Raw genomic sequence first — 18,245 nt, forward strand, 5'->3', positions numbered from 1 at the left:
AGTATCACTGCTCTGCCGCATTAAATTCGCCCGATTTACCACCAATTTTATTCAGTAACCGAACTTGATTAATAACCATATCTTTTTGATTAGCTTTACACATATCATATATCGTTAATGCAGCAACTGAAGCAGCAACTAAGGCCTCCATTTCGACACCTGTTTGGCCCCTTAGCCGACAAATTGTTTCAATCCTAATGCTGTGATTTTCAAATACAGGTTCGATATTGACTTCAATTTTACTTAGAAGTAGTGGATGACAAAGTGGAATCAAATCCCATGTTCGTTTAGCCGCTTGAATACCAGCAATTCTTGCAGTTGCAAAAACATCACCTTTATGATGTTTCCCTTCAATAATTAGGTTAAATGTTTCAGCATTCATTAATACTATTGACTCGGCTCGAGCTTCTCGTAAAGTTAACTTTTTTTCAGAAACATCAACCATATGTGCATCACCATGTTGATTAATGTGTGAAAATGATGCTGACATTTTTAACTACCTTTAAATATTATGCTTTAACTTGCCGTTCAAGATAACAAATTTTGTTTATGGATACTACTATCATATAAATAAAGTTATTAGATAGTTAACTCAAAAATAATTAATTTCTCTATGTAACTTTTGCGAGTTAAATAAAATCTGCGTACAATATCAATTTTTAATAATAGTGATTGTTAATGCTGATTGCCCATGTAGCCTTACCGGTACCCCTTTATCGACTGTTTGATTACAAACTAACAGTACCTGCTGAAATTGGTGCGCGGGTTAGAGTACCTTTTGGTAAAAGGGAAATGATTGGAATAATCATTAAAATTGATCAGCAATCGACCTTTGATAGCGAAAATTTAAAATCAATTACCGCAATTATTGATACCAAAAACCCCTTTCCTCAACCAATTTGGCAGTTATTGAATTGGGCAACAAGTTATTATCACTTTCCAATTGGCGAAGTCATATTTCATGCCATGCCAGTTCTATTAAGGCAAGGTCGTCAAGCTATCAAGGATGATATAAAACAGTGGCAATTAACACCTCTAGGGCAACAAATTGATTTAAGCTTATTATCACGTGCACCAAAACAAAAGTTATTATTATCTTCACTTAGAAACAACTGTTTAAATGAAGACGAATTTAGTTCAAATTTATATCAAGAATTACAAAAAAAACAGCTTATAGAATTAGTTTATCAACAACCTGACAATATTTGCTGGCAATACTCGACCAACCCAACATCGATCCAATTAAATGATGAACAATCTAATGCCATAGAGACTATTAATAAACAGAATAAACAATTTGGTGTATTTTTGCTTGATGGTATAACTGGTTCAGGAAAGACTGAAGTTTATTTAAATATAATTGCAGATGTGTTATCACAAGGTAAGCAAGCTTTAGTTTTAGTTCCTGAAATTGGTTTAACACCTCAAACAATAAAGCGTTTTAAACAGCGCTTTAATGCCCCGATTGATATTTTACATTCAGGCTTAACAGACAAGGAACGTTTAGATGTTTGGTTAAGAAGTAAAGAGGGTGAAAATGCCATTGTCGTAGGTACTCGTTCTTCGCTTTTTACTCCCTTTAAAGATTTAGGTATCATTATTATCGACGAAGAGCATGATAGTTCTTACAAACAACAGGAAGGATGGCGTTATAATGCTAGAGATCTAGCAATTATCCGAGCTAGAATTGAAAATATACCTATAGTTTTAGGTTCCGCAACACCTTCTCTTGAATCGATTAATAATGCACAAACTCATAAGTACCAGCATCTCAAACTTACTCAAAGAGCGGGTAACGCCCAATTAGCCAAACAATCTATTTTAGATATTCGCGGCATGGCTTTAGCTTCAGGTTTATCTCAACCACTTATAGAAAAAATAAAAACGCATTTGAATAACAATAACCAAGTTATGTTATTTCTTAACCGTAGAGGGTTCGCACCATTAATAATTTGCCATGATTGTGGTTGGATAGCGGAATGCCCACGTTGTGATCGCCCTTATACTTATCATAAAAAGCAGCATAAACTGATTTGTCATTATTGTGATACGCCAAGGGAAGTGCCAAAACAGTGCCCTAAGTGTGGTTCGACCCAGTTACTACCAATTGGATTTGGAACGGAGCAACTTGAAAAACAACTTAATATTTTGTTCCCAAATATAAAAGTTACTCGTATTGATCGCGACACGATAACTAAAAAAGAAGCATTGAATACCTATTTAAATGATATTCATAAAGGCGGAGCTCATATTTTAGTCGGTACACAAATTTTGGCTAAAGGTCATCACTTTCCTGATGTAACGTTAGTTGGCATAATTGATGTTGATGGCGCCTTATTTTCAAGTGATTTCAGAGCAACGGAAAGATTTGCTCAGATTTATACTCAAGTATCAGGCCGAGCTGGTCGTGAAACAAAAGCTGGCGAAGTGATTCTACAAACCTATCATCCAGAGCACCCTTTATTAAATACTTTATTAAATGAAGGTTATCAGGCATTTGCAAAACAAACACTAATTGAACGTCAACAAACTTTACTGCCACCATTTAGCTATCAAGTGTTAATTCGTGCTGCTGACCGTAATAATTTACAGGCACCAAAATTTTTACAGCGCATCCATGATTGGTTAAAGTCCAATTATGACCATAATTTATGGCAACTTGGTCCAATGCCTGCTAGTCAACCTAAAAAAGCGGGTTATAATCGTTGGCAATTATTATTACAACATACGAACAGACAATTATTACAACAAATATTAGATAATCTTATAACTGAACAGTGGAGTGAAGCATCAAACGTAAGATGGAGTATTGACGTTGATCCAATTGATAATTAAAAATATCTTCCAACAGATAGATTATCTCTTGGAAGATAGGATATTTATAAAGTGATTTTTCCTATATTTTTATCCAGCGTTGCTTGACCAATACCAGAAACTTCCTTTAATTGTTCTATAGAAACAAAAGGACCAAATTTTTCTCGATACTCAATAATTTTCTTAGCTTTACTCATCCCAATACCAGTTAATACTTTACTTAGCTCTTCAGCTGTTGCCGTATTAATATTGACTTGTACAATTTGCTCATCTTTTATAGTGACATCTGCTTTCGAATCAGCAAAACTAACTGTTGAAAAAAGTAAAGATGAAAATAAAAGGCATAATAGTGTAAAAATTTTCATGTAAATTAACTCCAATATAATTATGCAACTAAATTTGCTTCATAACTATCTCATGGAATTAATTTGCTAAATTTTAATATTCATAAAAATGCGAAAAGCCACCAAAGTGGCTTCTCTTTTTTTGATTTATCACCAAAATTTTTCGATCTTTATCACAAATTTGCATCAGGCATGATTTCAATCTTCGCTTTAGAACGAATATCATTTGCAAGATAATGAAAAGTGTTAGACATAGATAATGGTAATAATTCTGGTGAAATATCTTGATACTCCTTAGGCGTATCAACTTTAATTAAGGTGAAAATATAAGCAGTATTATTTTCTAAATATTCCACATTAAACTCATCAGATTTAACACCTGAAATTGGTGGTTCTAAACTAAAAACCATATCAACTACTTTTTTGTCTAAATCTTTCGAATCTCTGTGCAAAACATATTTCTTACTAAAGCTTACTTTATCTGAATTTCCAGTAGTATTTAACTCATTTAAAAGGCTTTCAACATTAGCTTTAAAACGACTCTCGGAGATATTTTTAGATAGTTTTTTATTAATTTCATCTTTAACCTCATCAAACGGAGCTATCCCCTCTGGGTGATAGTCAGTAACTTGAATAATAAAATCATAGCTACCATGAGATCTTTCAACTGGAATTAAGTCTGATAATTTAAGAGTCGGTTGCCCATTAGCGATCATTTCTTCGCTAAAGACTAAATCACTAATTTCAGGATGAATCATGATTGTAGACATATCTTTATAAGTTGTCCAATCAGTTGTTTGAACTTCAAGACCCGTTTTTTCAGATAACTCTTCAATTGATTTAGGTGATTGAGATAAGGCATTTTTCATTTTATCTTCAACAGCATTAAATCCATTTTGTAATTTTTGTTTAGTTAAATTCTCGTAAATTAAAATTGAAGCATAATCAAAATCCATAGCCTTTGGTGGTAACTCAGCATCAAGTTTAATTATGATAAAGCCATCATCAGTCGGAATTGGATTTGAAATTTGATTAACTTTTTTCAAGTTTGCTTTTTTAAAGAACTCAGGCAGAGAATCATCATCAGCAAACCAACCTAAAGAACCATTCTTACCATAAGCTGAAATATTATTATTATTTTGATTTAGACTTTCAGCTATATTTTGAAAATTTGCGCCTGAAGATAACTCTTTAACGATCTTGTCTGCTTGCGCTTTGTCTGTAACAAAAATAGCACTAAACTCTTTTTTTGCTGGGTAGGTATATTTTTTTAAATTTTGTTCATATTCTTTTTTTACATCATCATCAGTAACCTTAATGGTTTTAGCGATGTCATCTTTTGAATTATAAATAAATTTTAATTTTACTCGCTCTTTCCTCATAAAATCATTTTTATGTTCATCATAATACTTTTTCTCATCTTCTTCGGTAATATTAATGTCTTTCATATCATCTATTGAAGAATCAATCTTAGTAGCATAGATAGTTCTTGTCTGATCTTTTAACAAGGAAATTTCAGATTCAGAAGGTAAAACAAAGCTAGTTGTGACTAATGCACCAATAACTTGTTCTTGTTGTAACGATGTTTTTAATGAGCTTGCATAACTTTCTGGAGTAAAACCATTTTCAGCAAGTAAATTTAAATAATTTTGATTATCAAATTTTCCATTTATAAAGAAAACTTTCTGATTTTTAATAAAATCTTTTACGCGCTCGTTACTGATTGCTGCATGAATATTTTTTGAAAATTGATAAGCTAAATAATTATCTATTTGCTCAGATAACACTTTTCTTCGGATTACTTTGGTAAGCGAAGCATCACCACCTGTAATTTTACTTAATTCATACTTTACTTGAGACTCAAATTGAGTTCGACTGATCCCTTCTCCGTCGACTTTAGCAACGTACAATTGCTCATCATTTGCACCACTGCCACCACCAAAGCCTAAAAATCCAACACCAGTAAAAATAAAACATAAAATAATAATAGCAAAGATTATTTTAACAACAAGACTGTTTGCAGCTGTTCTTATTTTTTCCATCATAGCTTGTCATTCTCCATATACCTGAATTTTAATTTCGCAAGTATATCATATTTGCCAAAATTGGCTATTATCTAATTAAAGGTCGAAAAAAAAGCCAACATAAGGTTGGCTTTTTGATTGGTTTATTTTAGTTCAATCGAGTTGAAATATTTGCTGTATTTTTAATTTTTTTAACAGATTTTTTAACTGGCGACTTTATTTGAACTTTTTCCTTAACCGGCTCAATACCAAATGGATTATTTTGCAATGCAATCGTCAATACATCATCTATCCATTTAACAGGTTTTATATCAATTTCAGCTTTAACATTTGCTGGAATTTCTTCGAGATCTTTAACATTATCAATAGGAATTATAGCTGTTTTTATGCCACCTCGGTGAGCAGCCAATAATTTCTCTTTTAATCCACCAATTGGTAATACTTCACCTCGTAGAGTAATTTCACCAGTCATGGCAACATCAGCACGAACAGGGTTACCCGTTAAAGTAGATACTAATGACGTACACATTGCAATACCTGCACTCGGACCATCTTTAGGTGTAGCACCATCAGGAACATGCACATGTATATCACGCTTTTCATAGAAATCGCTATTAATACCCAATTTTTCAGCGCGCGAACGAACAACCGTAAGTGCCGTTTGAATAGATTCTTGCATAACGTCACCAAGTGAGCCGGTATAAGTTAATTTTCCTTTACCAACAACACTCATTGATTCAATGGTTAGCAAATCACCACCGACTTCTGTCCATGCCAAACCATTCACTTGACCGATCCGGTTTTCACTTTCGGATTTACCATAATCAAAACGCTGTACACCCAAGTAATCTTTTAAGTTAGTTTGAGTTACACTTACTTTACGCAAACGCTTGTTTAAAGCCAATTGTTTAACAACTTTACGGCAAATTTTAGCAATTTCTCTTTCTAAGCTTCGGACCCCTGCTTCACGAGTGTAATAGCGAATAATGCCAATTACAGCTGAATCATCAATATCAATTTCATTTGCTTTTAGGCCATTATTAGCAATCTGTTTAGCGATTAAATGTTGTTTAGCAATGTTCAATTTTTCATCTTCGGTATAACCAGATAGCCGAATAACTTCCATTCTATCAAGTAGTGGTGCTGGAATATTCATTGAATTAGCTGTCGCAACAAACATGACATCAGATAGATCATAATCCACTTCTAAATAATGGTCATTAAATGCATTATTTTGTTCAGGATCCAGAACTTCTAGTAATGCCGATGCAGGATCACCACGCATATCAGAAGCCATCTTGTCAATTTCATCTAATAAAAATAGCGGGTTTTTTACACCAACCTTTACCATACGCTGAATTAATTTACCTGGCATTGAACCAATGTAGGTTCTTCGGTGTCCTCGTATTTCCGCTTCATCGCGCACACCACCTAAAGCCATACGAACATATTGTCTACCCGTAGCTTTAGCAATGGATTGACCTAATGATGTTTTACCAACGCCTGGAGGCCCGACTAAGCATAAAATTGGACCTTTAACTTTATTTACTCGACTTTGTACAGCCAAATACTCTAAAATTCGGTCTTTTACACGATCCAGCCCATAATGATCTTTATCTAAAACTTTTTGTGCAGCATTAATATCTTTTTTTACTTTACTGCGTTTATTCCAAGGAACTTGTAACATCCAATCAATATATCCGCGAACAACAGTTGCTTCGGCAGACATAGCAGGCATCATCTTAAGCTTATTAAGCTCAGATAGTGTTTTTTCCTTTGCCTCTTTTGGCATTTTTGCTTTAGTAATTTTTGAGTTTAACTCTTCAAATTCATCAGGTTTATTATCTATATCACCTAACTCTTTATGAATTGCTTTAATCTGTTCATTTAGATAATATTCCTTTTGCGCTTTTTCCATTTGTTGTTTGACGCGTTGACGGATATTTTTTTCAACTTGCAACAAGTCAATTTCTGATTCCATTAATGAAATAAGCAACTCGAAACGTTTTTCTAAATCAGCAGTAACTAAAATCTCTTGTTTTTGTTCAACTTTTATATATAAGGTAGCAGCTATGGAATCTGCTAATTGAGATGATTCTTTAATTAAATGAATTGAATCAACAACCTCTTGAGTGACTTTTTTATTAAGTTTCGCATAATCATCAAAATTTGATAATAAGACTCTTATCATCGCTTGACTAATATTATCAGCTTTCTTAGCTTCTTTTAGCGGTTTAATATTTGCAATTAAAAAATCATCATCTTTTCGTTCAATAATATCAACAATTTTAGCTCGCGCGACACCCTCAACCAGAACTTTAACTGTACCGTCAGGTAATTGAAGTAATTGTAAAACATTGGCTATAGTACCGACTTCATACAAGTCCTCTACATCAGGTTCATCTTGTGAAGGATATTTTTGTGTTACAAGAAAAACTTGTTTATCCATCTCCATTGCACTTTCCAAACAACGGATTGATTTATTACGACCAACGAAGAGAGGAATTACCATATGTGGAAATACAACAACATCACGCAATGGTAAAATAGGCATAATCATTTGTTTAGTTTGTTTTGTCTTCATTTTATTCTCTCGGTAGTACAAACTTATCTGTCTTATATTGGGGTGATTTTAAGATATTCAAGCTTATCCTGTTTTAAATACGTAGTACAATAAATGTACATACGTATTTCACTTTTTACATAAATGCTGCTTACCAGTTTGAATAGGATAATTGCTTATCTATTATGCAGATAGTTCTGTATCTTCACGAAAAATCAATTTAGGTGATTGCAAATGATTTACCGTATCTTTCTCAACAAGTACTTTTTTTACGTTTTGCATTGATGGTAAGTCATACATTGTATCTAACAGTATATTTTCGACAATTGAACGTAATCCTCGAGCACCTGTTTTACGTTTCATCGCATTAATTGCAATGGCATCTAAAGCTTCTTTAGTAAATTCCAGTTCTACACCATCCAACTCTAATAAAGCATTAAATTGTTTGGTTAAAGCATTTTTAGGTTCGGTTAATATATTAACTAAAGCATCTTTATCAAGTTCTGATAACGTTCCAATAACAGGTAATCGACCAATAAATTCAGGTATAAGACCAAATTTAACCAAATCTTCTGCCTCTATCTGAGCTAATAACTCAGATTCTGTCGCTTTATTCTTAGTGCTTTTTACATCAGCACCAAAACCAATACCTGTGTTGGTAGAGACTCGATTTTCAATAACTTTATCTAATCCACTAAATGCGCCCCCACAAATAAAGAGGATTTTAGAAGTATCAACTTGTAAAAACTCTTGTTGTGGATGCTTACGTCCGCCTTTAGGAGGAACAGATGCAACAGTACCTTCAATAATTTTTAATAAAGCTTGCTGAACACCTTCACCAGAAACATCTCGAGTAATAGATGGATTATCTGATTTTCTAGAAATTTTATCAATTTCATCAACATAAATAATCCCACGTTGCGCTTTTTCTACATCATAATCACAACTTTGTAATAATTTCTGAATAATATTTTCTACATCTTCACCAACATATCCAGCCTCAGTCAATGTAGTTGCATCAGCCATGGCAAAAGGGACATCAAGAAAACGTGCTAATGTTTCAGCTAATAATGTTTTACCACTACCCGTAGGACCAATTAATAAAATATTGCTTTTACCTAACTCAACATCACTACGGTTAGAATAGCTACGTAAACGTTTATAATGATTATAAACAGCAACTGATAATACTTTTTTAGCCCGTTCCTGACCAATAACATATTCATCAAGATGAGCTCGTATTTCGTGCGGTGTCGGTAATGGTTTACTAATAAATTCTTCATGTGAAAGAAAACTTTTTGTTTCTTCTTTTAGAATATCATTACATAGTCCAATACATTCATTACAAATATAAATAGATGATGGCCCAGCAATTAGCTTACGGACTTCATGTTCACTTTTGCCACAAAAAGTACAATAGAGTAATTTTTCTGAGTTTTCTTTATCCACTTTCTTTACCTATTTATTATTAAGATCGTTTACTGTATATGGCGTCAACTAATCCATATTCAACTGCTTTCTCGGCTGACATAAAGTTATCACGATCTGTATCTTTTTCAATTACACTAATATCCTGACCAGTATGCATTGATAAAATATTATTTAATCGGCTTTTAACCTGTAATATTTCTTGAGCATGAATTTGAATATCTGACGCTTGTCCTTGAAAACCACCTAATGGTTGGTGGATCATGACGCGTGCATTAGGCAGGCAAAAACGTTTACCTTTAGTACCAGCAGTTAAAAGTAATGAGCCCATTGAACATGCTTGTCCAAGACAAATAGTACTCACATCTGGTTTAATAAATTGCATCGTGTCATAAATAGCCATACCAGCAGTCACTACTCCACCAGGGGAATTGATATATAAATGGATATCTTTTTCAGGATTCTCAGCTTCAAGAAAAAGCATCTGAGCAATAATCAAATTTGCCATATTGTCTTCAACTTGCCCAGTTAAAAATATAATTCTTTCTTTTAATAATCGTGAGTAAATATCATAAGCTCTCTCGCCACGAGAACTTTGCTCAACAACCATTGGAATCACACTCATGTATGGTTCTAAAGGCATTTTCATCTCCTAATTAAACAAAATAGCCCAAACAATTGATCCTTATTTGGGCTTATAATGAATTTTAATTAAATAAAGTGACAAGCTGCTTAAGCAACTTGTTGATTCATTAATTCTGAGAATGAATAAGTCTTATCTGTCACTTTTGCGCTAGCTAATAATAAATCAACTACTTGATCTTCTAGTGCAACAGAACGGATATTATCCATTGCTTTCTTATCTTTACGATAATAATCAACCACTTCTTTAGGATCTTCATAAGCAGTTGCAATTTCATCAATTAAAGATTGTACTTTTGCTTCGTCAGCCTTTAACTTGTTACTTTCAATGATTTCGCTAAATAATAATCCAACTAACACACGGCGTTTAGCTTCTGCTTCGAATAACTCTTTAGGTAGATCCATTGATTGTTTAACATTACCGCCAAAACGAGTTAAGGCTTGTTGACGTAAGACATCAATTTCGCGATCAATTAAAGCAGATGGAACTTCAATATCATTATTTTTTACTAAACCATCAATGACTTGTGTTTTGATTTTATTGCGAATTGTTGCATTAAGTTCACGTTGCATATTTTTACGGACTTCTGCTCGTAAACTTTCAACTGTGCCATCAGCAATACCAAATCTTTTCACTACTTCTTCAGTTAATTCTGGTAACTCAAGTTCTTCAACTTTTTTAAGTGAAGCAGAAAATACTGCTGGTTTACCTTTTAAATTCTCAGCATGATAATCTTCTGGGAATGTAACATTGATATCAAATTCATCTCCAGCTTTGTGACCGATGATTGCATCTTCAAAACCAGGGATCATTCGACCTTGTCCTAATACAAGTGCAAAATCATCAGCTTTACCGCCTTCAAATTCAGCACCATCAACTTTACCTAAAAAGTCAAGCGTGACACGATTTTGTTCTTTTGCTGTCTTTTTAACAACTTTCCAAGTACCTTGTTGTTTACGTAAGGTTTCAACCATTGTTTCCACATCAGCATCAACAACTTCAGCTACGGGTTTTTCAACTTCGATTTTATCTAAATCTTTGATTTTAATTTCCGGATAAACTTCAAATTCAACAGTGAAAGTATAATCTTCACCATTTTTATATTCTGTTGGAATATAGGTTGGCGCACCAGCTGGATTTAATTTTTCTTGGATAATAGCATCGATGAAATTACGTTGCATCAAATCACTTAGAGCGTCTTGTAAAATAGAAGCACCATAGCGTTGTTCAACAATTTTTAAAGGTACTTTTCCTTTACGGAAACCATCAATACGGACTTTTTTTGCTGTATTGATAAGTTCTTTATCAACTGCTTTGGTAATATCTTCTGATTTAATTGTAATTGATAAACGACGGCCTAAACCTTCTGTTGTTTCTACCGAAACTTGCATCTTTATACCTCGGAATTATTGAATATATTTGCTCATAATTATAAATTGATTAATTGAGCTAATTAAATTTATAAAATAGGGAAGCATTATACCGACCGTAATCGTCTACGTCGAGACATTTAATAGCTTCTTCTCAAGTGCTTTCAAACGTTTATTCATTTCATCAATATGTAAAACTAATGAAGCTGTTTTACGCCATACTTTATTTTGTTGTAATGGAATACCCGATGAATATACACCCGGCTCAGTAATTGGTCTCATAACCATACCCATTCCAGTCACAGTTACTTGATCACAAATTTCCATATGGCCGTTAATAACACTCGCACCACCAATTAGGCAATGGCGTCCAATCTTTAAACTACCCGCCATAATAACACCACCAGCGACAGCAGTATGATCACCAATAATATCGTTGTGCGCAATTTGACATTGATTATCAATAATGACGCCATTACCGATGACAGTATCATCTAAAGCACCACGATCGATTGTTGTTGATGAGCCGATTTCAACGTTATTACCAATTACTACTCGACCAAGCTGAGGAATTTTTATCCATTTACCTTTGTCATTTGCATAACCAAATCCATCTGCACCTATTACTGTTCCTGATTGGATCAAACAGTTTTCACCAATAATACAGTTATGGTATATAGATACATTAGACCATATTTTTGTGCCTGCACCGATTTGAGTATCTTTCCCAATAAAACAGCCAGCACCAATACAACAGTTATCACCAAGATTTACACCACTTTCTATAACAGCATTTGGACCAATTGATACATTTTGTCCAAGCTTAGCAGTAGAATCAATCACCGCTGATTGTGCGATACCTTTAGCGGGTAACGGTGTCGTATCTAAAAGTTGTGCTAATTTTGCATAAGTAAGATAAGGATCTTTAACAATCAAAGCAGCCCCATTCCAATATTTAAGGCTATCTTCTGTCATAACAACTGCTGAAGCGTTACAAGTTAATAAATTGTTTTGGAATTTTTTATCCGACAAAAAAGTGATTTGACCTTTTGTGGCACTTTTCATTGATGCTACACCGGTGATAGTTAATTCACCATCACCATATAATGTAGCATCAAGCTTGTCAGCTAATTGCTCTAAACGAAAAGCAAACATTATTTTTTAACCTTCTCCAAAACTTTGTCAGTAATATCTACAGCGTCAGAGGCATATAAAACCGTATCTACTCTTAAAATAAGATCATATTTTTCTTCAGCAACAATGGTTTTGACTGCTTCTTGAATTTTGGTTAGTAATTTACCAGCTTCTTTTGTTTCGCTATCACGATATTCATTTGAGAAAGCTGTGGCTTTATTCTGAAAATCTGCAATAGTTTTATTTAATTTAGTTTTTTCAGAAGATGACAAAGTTAGCCCTTCTTTCTTTAAACGTGCAGCTGCTGCATCAGCAAGCTTTTGTTCTTTTTCTAATGCTTTAGCTCTCGCTTCAAATTTTTGGTTCAATTCTTTACCGATTGCTTCTCGTTCTGGCATACGATCCATTACAGATTTAATATCGATAACACCAATTTTAGTTTCAGCGTTTGCAAAGCCTGTAAAAAGTAGAGCAATACTGATGCCAACAACAGATATAATTTTTTTCACTTTATTCACCTATGTGTATTTTAGTTATTAACAACATGGCATTACCATGTTGAACCTATATTAAATTGGAATTGCTGAGCTGAATCACCATGATATTTCTTTAACGGCTGTGCATAAGAAAATACCAATGGCCCTAATGGCGACATCCATTGAACAGCAAGACCAGCAGACATTCTAATATCAGATGGGGAACTATAATCAGGAATATTTTTGCCTTTTAGATCCCATTCACTATCCCAAACCGTTCCTGCATCAAAAAATACTGATGTTCTAATACTATCTGTATATTTTTCACTTGCAAATGGTGTTGGAACTATTAGCTCCGTACTTCCGAATGCTAACGCATTACCACCTATTGCATCTTTAGAACTAGTACATTGAGCTGTATCACCTAAGGTTCTACATCCGGTTTTATTAAAATATACCGCTTTAGGGCCGACAGTATTTGCTTTAAAGCCACGCAATACAGTTGAGCCACCTGCATAGAAATTCTCATAGAACGGTAATTCTTTTCCACCTAATCCAGCACCATAACCTAATCGGCCACGAGCTAAGAATACCCATTTATGATCGGTATCAATTGGATAATAATAAGAAGCATCACTAACCATTTTATAGAATCTATTGTCAAATACTGGCACTGTCGCTTTTAAATTAGCGGTTAGTTTTAACCCATCTGTTGGGAAATAGCCGCGATTTAACGTGTTATATGTCCAATAGGCATTCAATAACAAATCATTGGTGTCATATGAATAAGACTTATCTTTATCTTTCATATTTTCACCCATAGACTCAAAATAACGCCACATATTATACTGTGGTTGCATATCAGTTAATTTATGATTAGCGTATTCTGTACCAAAACGGACAAAGTTATTTTCACTAATCGGGAAGCCTAAGTCTAAATTAGCCCCCCAAGTTTTACTTGAATACTCAGATTCATCATCATCACTATCAGTTTTATAAGTATTGTAGTAAACGCTACCACCTAAACTGACACCATCAACAGTAAAATAAGGATTAACAATCGAAACAGATGCAGTTTTATCACTGCTGGTTGTATTAATATCAAATGAAACGCTATTACCCGTTCCTAACCAGTTATCTTGAGAAATTCCAGCATTAAAACTTAAACCACTGTCTGAGCCGATACCCACGCCAAATTTAATACTACCGGTATTACGTTCAGCTACTTTATAAATAATATCAACTTGATCATCAATGCCAGGAACTCGTTCAGTATTCGCTTCAACACTTTCAAAGAAACCTAATCGATTTAAACGTTCTTTACCAAGTTCAACCAAACCATTACTTAACCATGAGCCTTCCATTTGACGAAGTTCACGACGAACCACACTCTCACTTGTAATGGTATTGCCGACAATTTTAATATTGCGTACGTAAAAACGTTGCCCTACATCAACTAATACTACTAATTTAACAGTATGTGATGAGTCATCCATTTCAGGCTGAATAGCTACTTGAGGATAAGCATAGCCAAAATTAGCCAGCAATCGCTTAATATTATCCTCAATATCAGTTATTTTTTTACCATTATAAAGTTCACCTACAGTAAGCTTTTCTTTGGCTAGTTTTTGTATTGCCTCTTCATGTCCTGCAAAGTTACCTTTAAAATCAAAATCGGCTAACTTATATTGCTCACCTTCATGAATATTAATAGTGACATAAATCCCTTTTTTATCTGGCGTTAAGCTAACTTGTGTAGACTCAATATTAAATCGAGCATAACCTCGATTTAAATAAAAGCTTTGCAACTCATCTAAGTCCGATGCCAATTTTTGCTTTTGATATTTACGATCACCAAGCATATTCCACCAAGGCACTTCATCACGTAATGAAAAACGTGAAATAAGCTCTTCAGATGAAAAAGCTTTTGCACCCACGATATTGATTTGATCTATTAAAGCAGATTTACCTTCAGCAATAACTAATTTTAAATCAACACGATTTCGAGATAATGGTGTTACGACCGCTTTGATTTGAGCATTATATTTACCAACACTATAGTAAAAATCTTCTAGACCTTTCTCAATTCCCGAAAGCATTGTACGATCTAATGCATCGCCTTCACGAATACCGGTACTATCTAAATTCTTTTTCAACATGTCATCTTTGACAGATTTATTTCCGGAAAAGGTAATACTTGCTATAGTTGGGCGTTCTTGGACATGAATAATTAATCTGTCGCCATCACGAGAAACAGTAATATCATCGAAATTACCGCTGGCGTAAAGTGATTTAATAATGCGGCCTAAATCAGATTCATTCACATAGTCACCGACTTGAACAGGCATTTCAAGCATTGCAGCACCGATTGTGACTCGCTGCAAACCTTCAAACTTGATATCCTTAACCACAAAATCATCAACACAAAATGCATTGGAACTATATACTGTTGTGGTACTAAACAGCAAAGATGCTATAAGTAATTTATTTATTTTCATCGTATATATTTATAACCTCATCCCATTACAATCGTAAAATATCATTAAATAGTGCAATTCCCATTATTACCATTAATAAAACAAATCCGATACGAAAAAAACGCTCTTGTGCTTTATTTGATAAGGCATTTCCTTTTATTTTCTCAAAAAATAAAAAAAGCAACTGCCCGCCATCTAACATAGGTAATGGAACAAGATTGATAACTCCTAAACTTATACTAATAAAGGCTAGAAAATATAAGTAAGGGGTAAATCCATAACTTGCTGTTTGCCCTGCGCTTTTTGCTATTGTAATTGGTCCTGATAAATGTTTTAGACCAATCACTCCTGTTACTAATTGATAAAGAGAACGAACCGTTAACTTAGTCGTTAACATTGTTTGTTTCATCGCTTTATCGAATCCATTAAAAAAATCATATTGTTTAATTACTGCATCAGATGTCGGATAGAAACCAGCAACACCTTCCCCATTTCTATTTCTTTTTGGCTCAAGTGTAAGATCGACGTCTTTATTGTTCCTACTTACCTTCAGTTTTATAATTCGAGCTTTTTTTATAGTATCAGTAAAATCATTCCAATTTTGATAAAGGTGCTCATTATAACTGATTATTTTATCACCTACTTTTAAACCAGCTTGAGCCGCTGCTGAATCGGGTACAATTTTACTCACAATTGGATAAATTTCCAATTGTTTAGGTATAAATCCAAATGCTGCGATTGCAGATTCCTTTTCAATATCAAAAGACCAATTACTAATATTAACATCCCGACTAACTTCTTGTTGCTCAATATCAGTACGATAGGTAACATTAATATTGCTTTTACCTAAAGCAGAAATCAATGCTGCATTTACATCATTCCAAGTGTCTATTTTAGCATTATCAATCATTCTTAACTCGGCATCTGCTGGCATATTTATAGATGCAGCTGGTGTTGAAGGTATAATACTTTTTATTTTAACAGGATAATCAACCACACCCGTCAAAAAAATAACCCAATAAATAATTAAAGCTAAAACAAAATTAGCAAATGGCCCTGCAAAAATAATTGCAGCCCGTTGCAAAATACTTTTTTTATCAAAAGCGCGTTTTTCTAAATTGGGGGATAATTCACTCGTTTTGCTATCGAGCATTCTAACATATCCGCCAAGTGGAATCATAGCGATAACTAATTCAGTTCCGTTTGAAAATCTATGCGACCATATTTTTTTTCCAAACCCGATTGAAAAACACTCTACATGCACTTTACATAGCCGAGCAACAAAAAAATGCCCAAACTCATGAACTGTAACTAATATACTGATAGTAATAATAAATAACAACAGTGACCAAAGCAAAATCAGTAACCCTTTAGAATAAATGCAAAGATAATACAGTAAATACAGGAACTGCCGACGTTAAACTATCAATACGATCTAAAATACCACCATGTCCTGGGATAAGATTTCCACTATCTTTAATTCCTGCTTCACGCTTAAACATGCTTTCAGTCAGGTCACCTAATACCGAAGCCAAAATAGCCAATAGGGAGCTAAATAAAAATTGAGTAAAATTAATATTAAAATAACCAGTTAAGTAAGCGATCACACAAACTAAAGTTGCTAAACTGACACCACCGATAAAACCTTCTACCGTCTTTCCTGGTGAGACTTTGACAGCTAATTTCCGTTTACCAATCGCTCTTCCAGCAAAATAAGCACCTGTATCGGTTGCCCATACTAACACAAATACATAGAGCAACCAAATAGCCCCAGTATAACTATTAACACTGTAATTAATAGTTCGTAATTCAAGCATTCCTATAAAAAAAGGGACTAAGGTAAAAAAAGCAAACAACAGCTTAATTAATGATGATTTAGACCAGTATTTTGCTGAGTTAGGATAACCTACAACTAATAACAAAGCGGTTAACCACCAAATAACTGATAAGCAAATTATTAAAGCAAATAACTGACTTTTTAGTGTTGACTCAATGGGGATGAAGTAAAGCAAAACTATTGAAAAAACAATAAAAAACAAAAGAACTGTTTTCTCGGTTCTTTTTGCTAAAAAATTACGCCATTCCCATGCTGCTAATGCACAAACAGCGATGATTAAATAAGAAAATATCGATAAAGGTGCAAAAAATAGTGCAATAATAACAAGGGGAATAAGTACGATGGCAGTTAAAATACGCTGGATTAGCATGAAAGGTCCTCATTTAGAACGCCACCAAAACGCCGTTCTCTAGTGTTAAAAATATTTATCGCTTCATCAAATGATGCCTGATTGAAATCAGGCCACAATGTGTCAGTAAAATACAATTCTGCGTATGCACATTGCCATAATAAAAAATTACTAATTCGGTATTCGCCACCGGTGCGAATAACTAAATCAACTTCAGGTAAATCATTCATACAAATAATCGAGCCAAAATATTCCTCATTGATATCCTGTGGCGTTATTTTACCATCTAAAGCTTGTGAAGCTATTTTTTTAGCTGATTCAACAATATCCCAACGACCCCCATAATTAGCTGCAATATTCAAGGTAAGGCCAGTATTATCTTTGGTTAAAAGCTGAGCATTAATAATAAGGTTTTGAAGATTTTGATTAAATTTTGATATATCACCAATGATATTTAATCGAACATTATTTTTATTTAAATTTTTAATTTCGCGATTTAACGCATAAATAAACAGTGAAATTAAAGCAGTAACTTCATTAGCTGGACGTTTCCAATTTTCACTACTAAAAGCATATAACGTAAGCACTTTTACATCTAATTTTGCTGCATATGTGACAATTTTACGCACCGCTTTTAAACCAGCTCGATGGCCTTTAGCGCGTAATTGATTTCTTTGCTTAGCCCATCGACCATTACCATCCATAATAATCGCCACATGGTTGGGAATATATTGTGTCATGTATAATCTCGTTATATATCTATCATATTAATGATAATTTCGATAA

Annotated in this window: 14 protein-coding genes; 1 reads left to right on the forward strand and 13 read right to left on the reverse strand. The window is 33.8% G+C overall.

Features of this window, described 5'->3' with window-relative positions:
• Positions 1-4: 4 nt before the first annotated feature.
• On the reverse strand, positions 5-490 hold the full coding sequence (gene moaC / locus J3U24_RS03840) for a cyclic pyranopterin monophosphate synthase MoaC (protein WP_065562378.1): 486 nt from the start codon (positions 488-490) through the stop codon (positions 5-7).
• Between the two features lie 188 nt (positions 491-678).
• On the opposite strand from moaC, the gene priA reads away from it, so the two are divergent.
• Positions 679-2,835 (forward strand): primosomal protein N', encoded by a 2,157-nt coding sequence (priA, locus tag J3U24_RS03845; protein WP_267336693.1) that lies wholly within the window; start codon positions 679-681, stop codon positions 2,833-2,835.
• 44 nt (positions 2,836-2,879) lie between these two features.
• Here the strand turns inward: priA and J3U24_RS03850 are convergent, their stop codons facing one another.
• The 12 genes from J3U24_RS03850 to J3U24_RS03905 all read right to left on the reverse strand — a co-directional run bounded on the left by J3U24_RS03850 (position 2,880) and on the right by J3U24_RS03905 (position 18,199).
• Positions 2,880-3,179: a ComEA family DNA-binding protein gene (locus J3U24_RS03850; protein ID WP_267336692.1), complete on the reverse strand. Its 300-nt coding sequence runs from the start codon at positions 3,177-3,179 to the stop codon at positions 2,880-2,882.
• A gap of 152 nt (positions 3,180-3,331) precedes the next feature.
• Positions 3,332-5,203, reverse strand: coding sequence for a SurA N-terminal domain-containing protein (locus tag J3U24_RS03855; RefSeq protein WP_267336691.1), 1,872 nt, complete (start codon positions 5,201-5,203; stop codon positions 3,332-3,334).
• Positions 5,204-5,330: 127 nt separating this feature from the next.
• Positions 5,331-7,766, reverse strand: a complete 2,436-nt coding sequence (lon, locus tag J3U24_RS03860; RefSeq protein ID WP_267330026.1) for an endopeptidase La — start codon at positions 7,764-7,766, stop codon at positions 5,331-5,333.
• A 162-nt stretch (positions 7,767-7,928) separates the two neighbouring features.
• A complete protein-coding gene (gene clpX / locus J3U24_RS03865; protein ID WP_065734766.1) occupies positions 7,929-9,194 on the reverse strand; it encodes an ATP-dependent protease ATP-binding subunit ClpX in 1,266 nt (421 codons plus the stop codon).
• Positions 9,195-9,213: 19 nt separating this feature from the next.
• Positions 9,214-9,816 carry an ATP-dependent Clp endopeptidase proteolytic subunit ClpP gene (clpP, locus tag J3U24_RS03870; RefSeq protein WP_305054763.1) on the reverse strand — a complete coding sequence of 201 codons (603 nt, stop codon included), beginning with the start codon at positions 9,814-9,816 and terminating at the stop codon, positions 9,214-9,216.
• Positions 9,817-9,905: 89 nt separating this feature from the next.
• Positions 9,906-11,207 carry a trigger factor gene (gene tig / locus J3U24_RS03875; RefSeq protein WP_267336690.1) on the reverse strand — a complete coding sequence of 434 codons (1,302 nt, stop codon included), beginning with the start codon at positions 11,205-11,207 and terminating at the stop codon, positions 9,906-9,908.
• Positions 11,208-11,312: 105 nt separating this feature from the next.
• Positions 11,313-12,341, reverse strand: a complete 1,029-nt coding sequence (gene lpxD / locus J3U24_RS03880; protein WP_267336689.1) for a UDP-3-O-(3-hydroxymyristoyl)glucosamine N-acyltransferase — start codon at positions 12,339-12,341, stop codon at positions 11,313-11,315.
• Positions 12,341-12,829 (reverse strand): OmpH family outer membrane protein, encoded by a 489-nt coding sequence (locus tag J3U24_RS03885; RefSeq protein ID WP_065734762.1) that lies wholly within the window; start codon positions 12,827-12,829, stop codon positions 12,341-12,343. The genes lpxD and J3U24_RS03885 overlap by 1 nt, the downstream gene beginning before the upstream one ends.
• A gap of 41 nt (positions 12,830-12,870) precedes the next feature.
• A complete protein-coding gene (gene bamA, locus J3U24_RS03890) occupies positions 12,871-15,294 on the reverse strand; it encodes an outer membrane protein assembly factor BamA (protein ID WP_267336688.1) in 2,424 nt (807 codons plus the stop codon).
• Between the two features lie 25 nt (positions 15,295-15,319).
• Entirely contained in the window at positions 15,320-16,630 is a 1,311-nt protein-coding gene (gene rseP / locus J3U24_RS03895; protein ID WP_267336687.1) for an RIP metalloprotease RseP, read from the reverse strand.
• A 13-nt stretch (positions 16,631-16,643) separates the two neighbouring features.
• A complete protein-coding gene (locus tag J3U24_RS03900) occupies positions 16,644-17,480 on the reverse strand; it encodes a phosphatidate cytidylyltransferase (protein ID WP_267330021.1) in 837 nt (278 codons plus the stop codon).
• Positions 17,474-18,199, reverse strand: a complete 726-nt coding sequence (locus J3U24_RS03905; RefSeq protein ID WP_065734759.1) for an isoprenyl transferase — start codon at positions 18,197-18,199, stop codon at positions 17,474-17,476. Before J3U24_RS03905 ends, J3U24_RS03900 begins: the two co-directional genes overlap by 7 nt.
• Between the last annotated feature and the right edge of the window lie 46 nt (positions 18,200-18,245).

Source organism: Gilliamella sp. B2785 (assembly GCF_026537005.1).
In the GTDB taxonomy this organism is placed as follows: Bacteria; Pseudomonadota; Gammaproteobacteria; order Enterobacterales; family Orbaceae; genus Gilliamella; species Gilliamella apicola_E.

What these genes read in the sequence shown, in the direction of transcription:
- moaC (WP_065562378.1), bottom strand. Translation starts at nt 490, where the DNA reads ATGTCAGCATCATTTTCACACATTAATCAACATGGTGATGCACATATG.
- priA (WP_267336693.1), top strand. Translation starts at nt 679, where the DNA reads ATGCTGATTGCCCATGTAGCCTTACCGGTACCCCTTTATCGACTGTTT.
- J3U24_RS03850 (WP_267336692.1), bottom strand. Translation starts at nt 3,179, where the DNA reads ATGAAAATTTTTACACTATTATGCCTTTTATTTTCATCTTTACTTTTT.
- J3U24_RS03855 (WP_267336691.1), bottom strand. Translation starts at nt 5,203, where the DNA reads ATGATGGAAAAAATAAGAACAGCTGCAAACAGTCTTGTTGTTAAAATA.
- lon (WP_267330026.1), bottom strand. Translation starts at nt 7,766, where the DNA reads ATGAAGACAAAACAAACTAAACAAATGATTATGCCTATTTTACCATTG.
- clpP (WP_305054763.1), bottom strand. Translation starts at nt 9,816, where the DNA reads ATGCCTTTAGAACCATACATGAGTGTGATTCCAATGGTTGTTGAGCAA.
- tig (WP_267336690.1), bottom strand. Translation starts at nt 11,207, where the DNA reads ATGCAAGTTTCGGTAGAAACAACAGAAGGTTTAGGCCGTCGTTTATCA.
- lpxD (WP_267336689.1), bottom strand. Translation starts at nt 12,341, where the DNA reads ATGTTTGCTTTTCGTTTAGAGCAATTAGCTGACAAGCTTGATGCTACA.
- bamA (WP_267336688.1), bottom strand. Translation starts at nt 15,294, where the DNA reads ATGAAAATAAATAAATTACTTATAGCATCTTTGCTGTTTAGTACCACA.
- J3U24_RS03900 (WP_267330021.1), bottom strand. Translation starts at nt 17,480, where the DNA reads ATGCTAATCCAGCGTATTTTAACTGCCATCGTACTTATTCCCCTTGTT.
- J3U24_RS03905 (WP_065734759.1), bottom strand. Translation starts at nt 18,199, where the DNA reads ATGACACAATATATTCCCAACCATGTGGCGATTATTATGGATGGTAAT.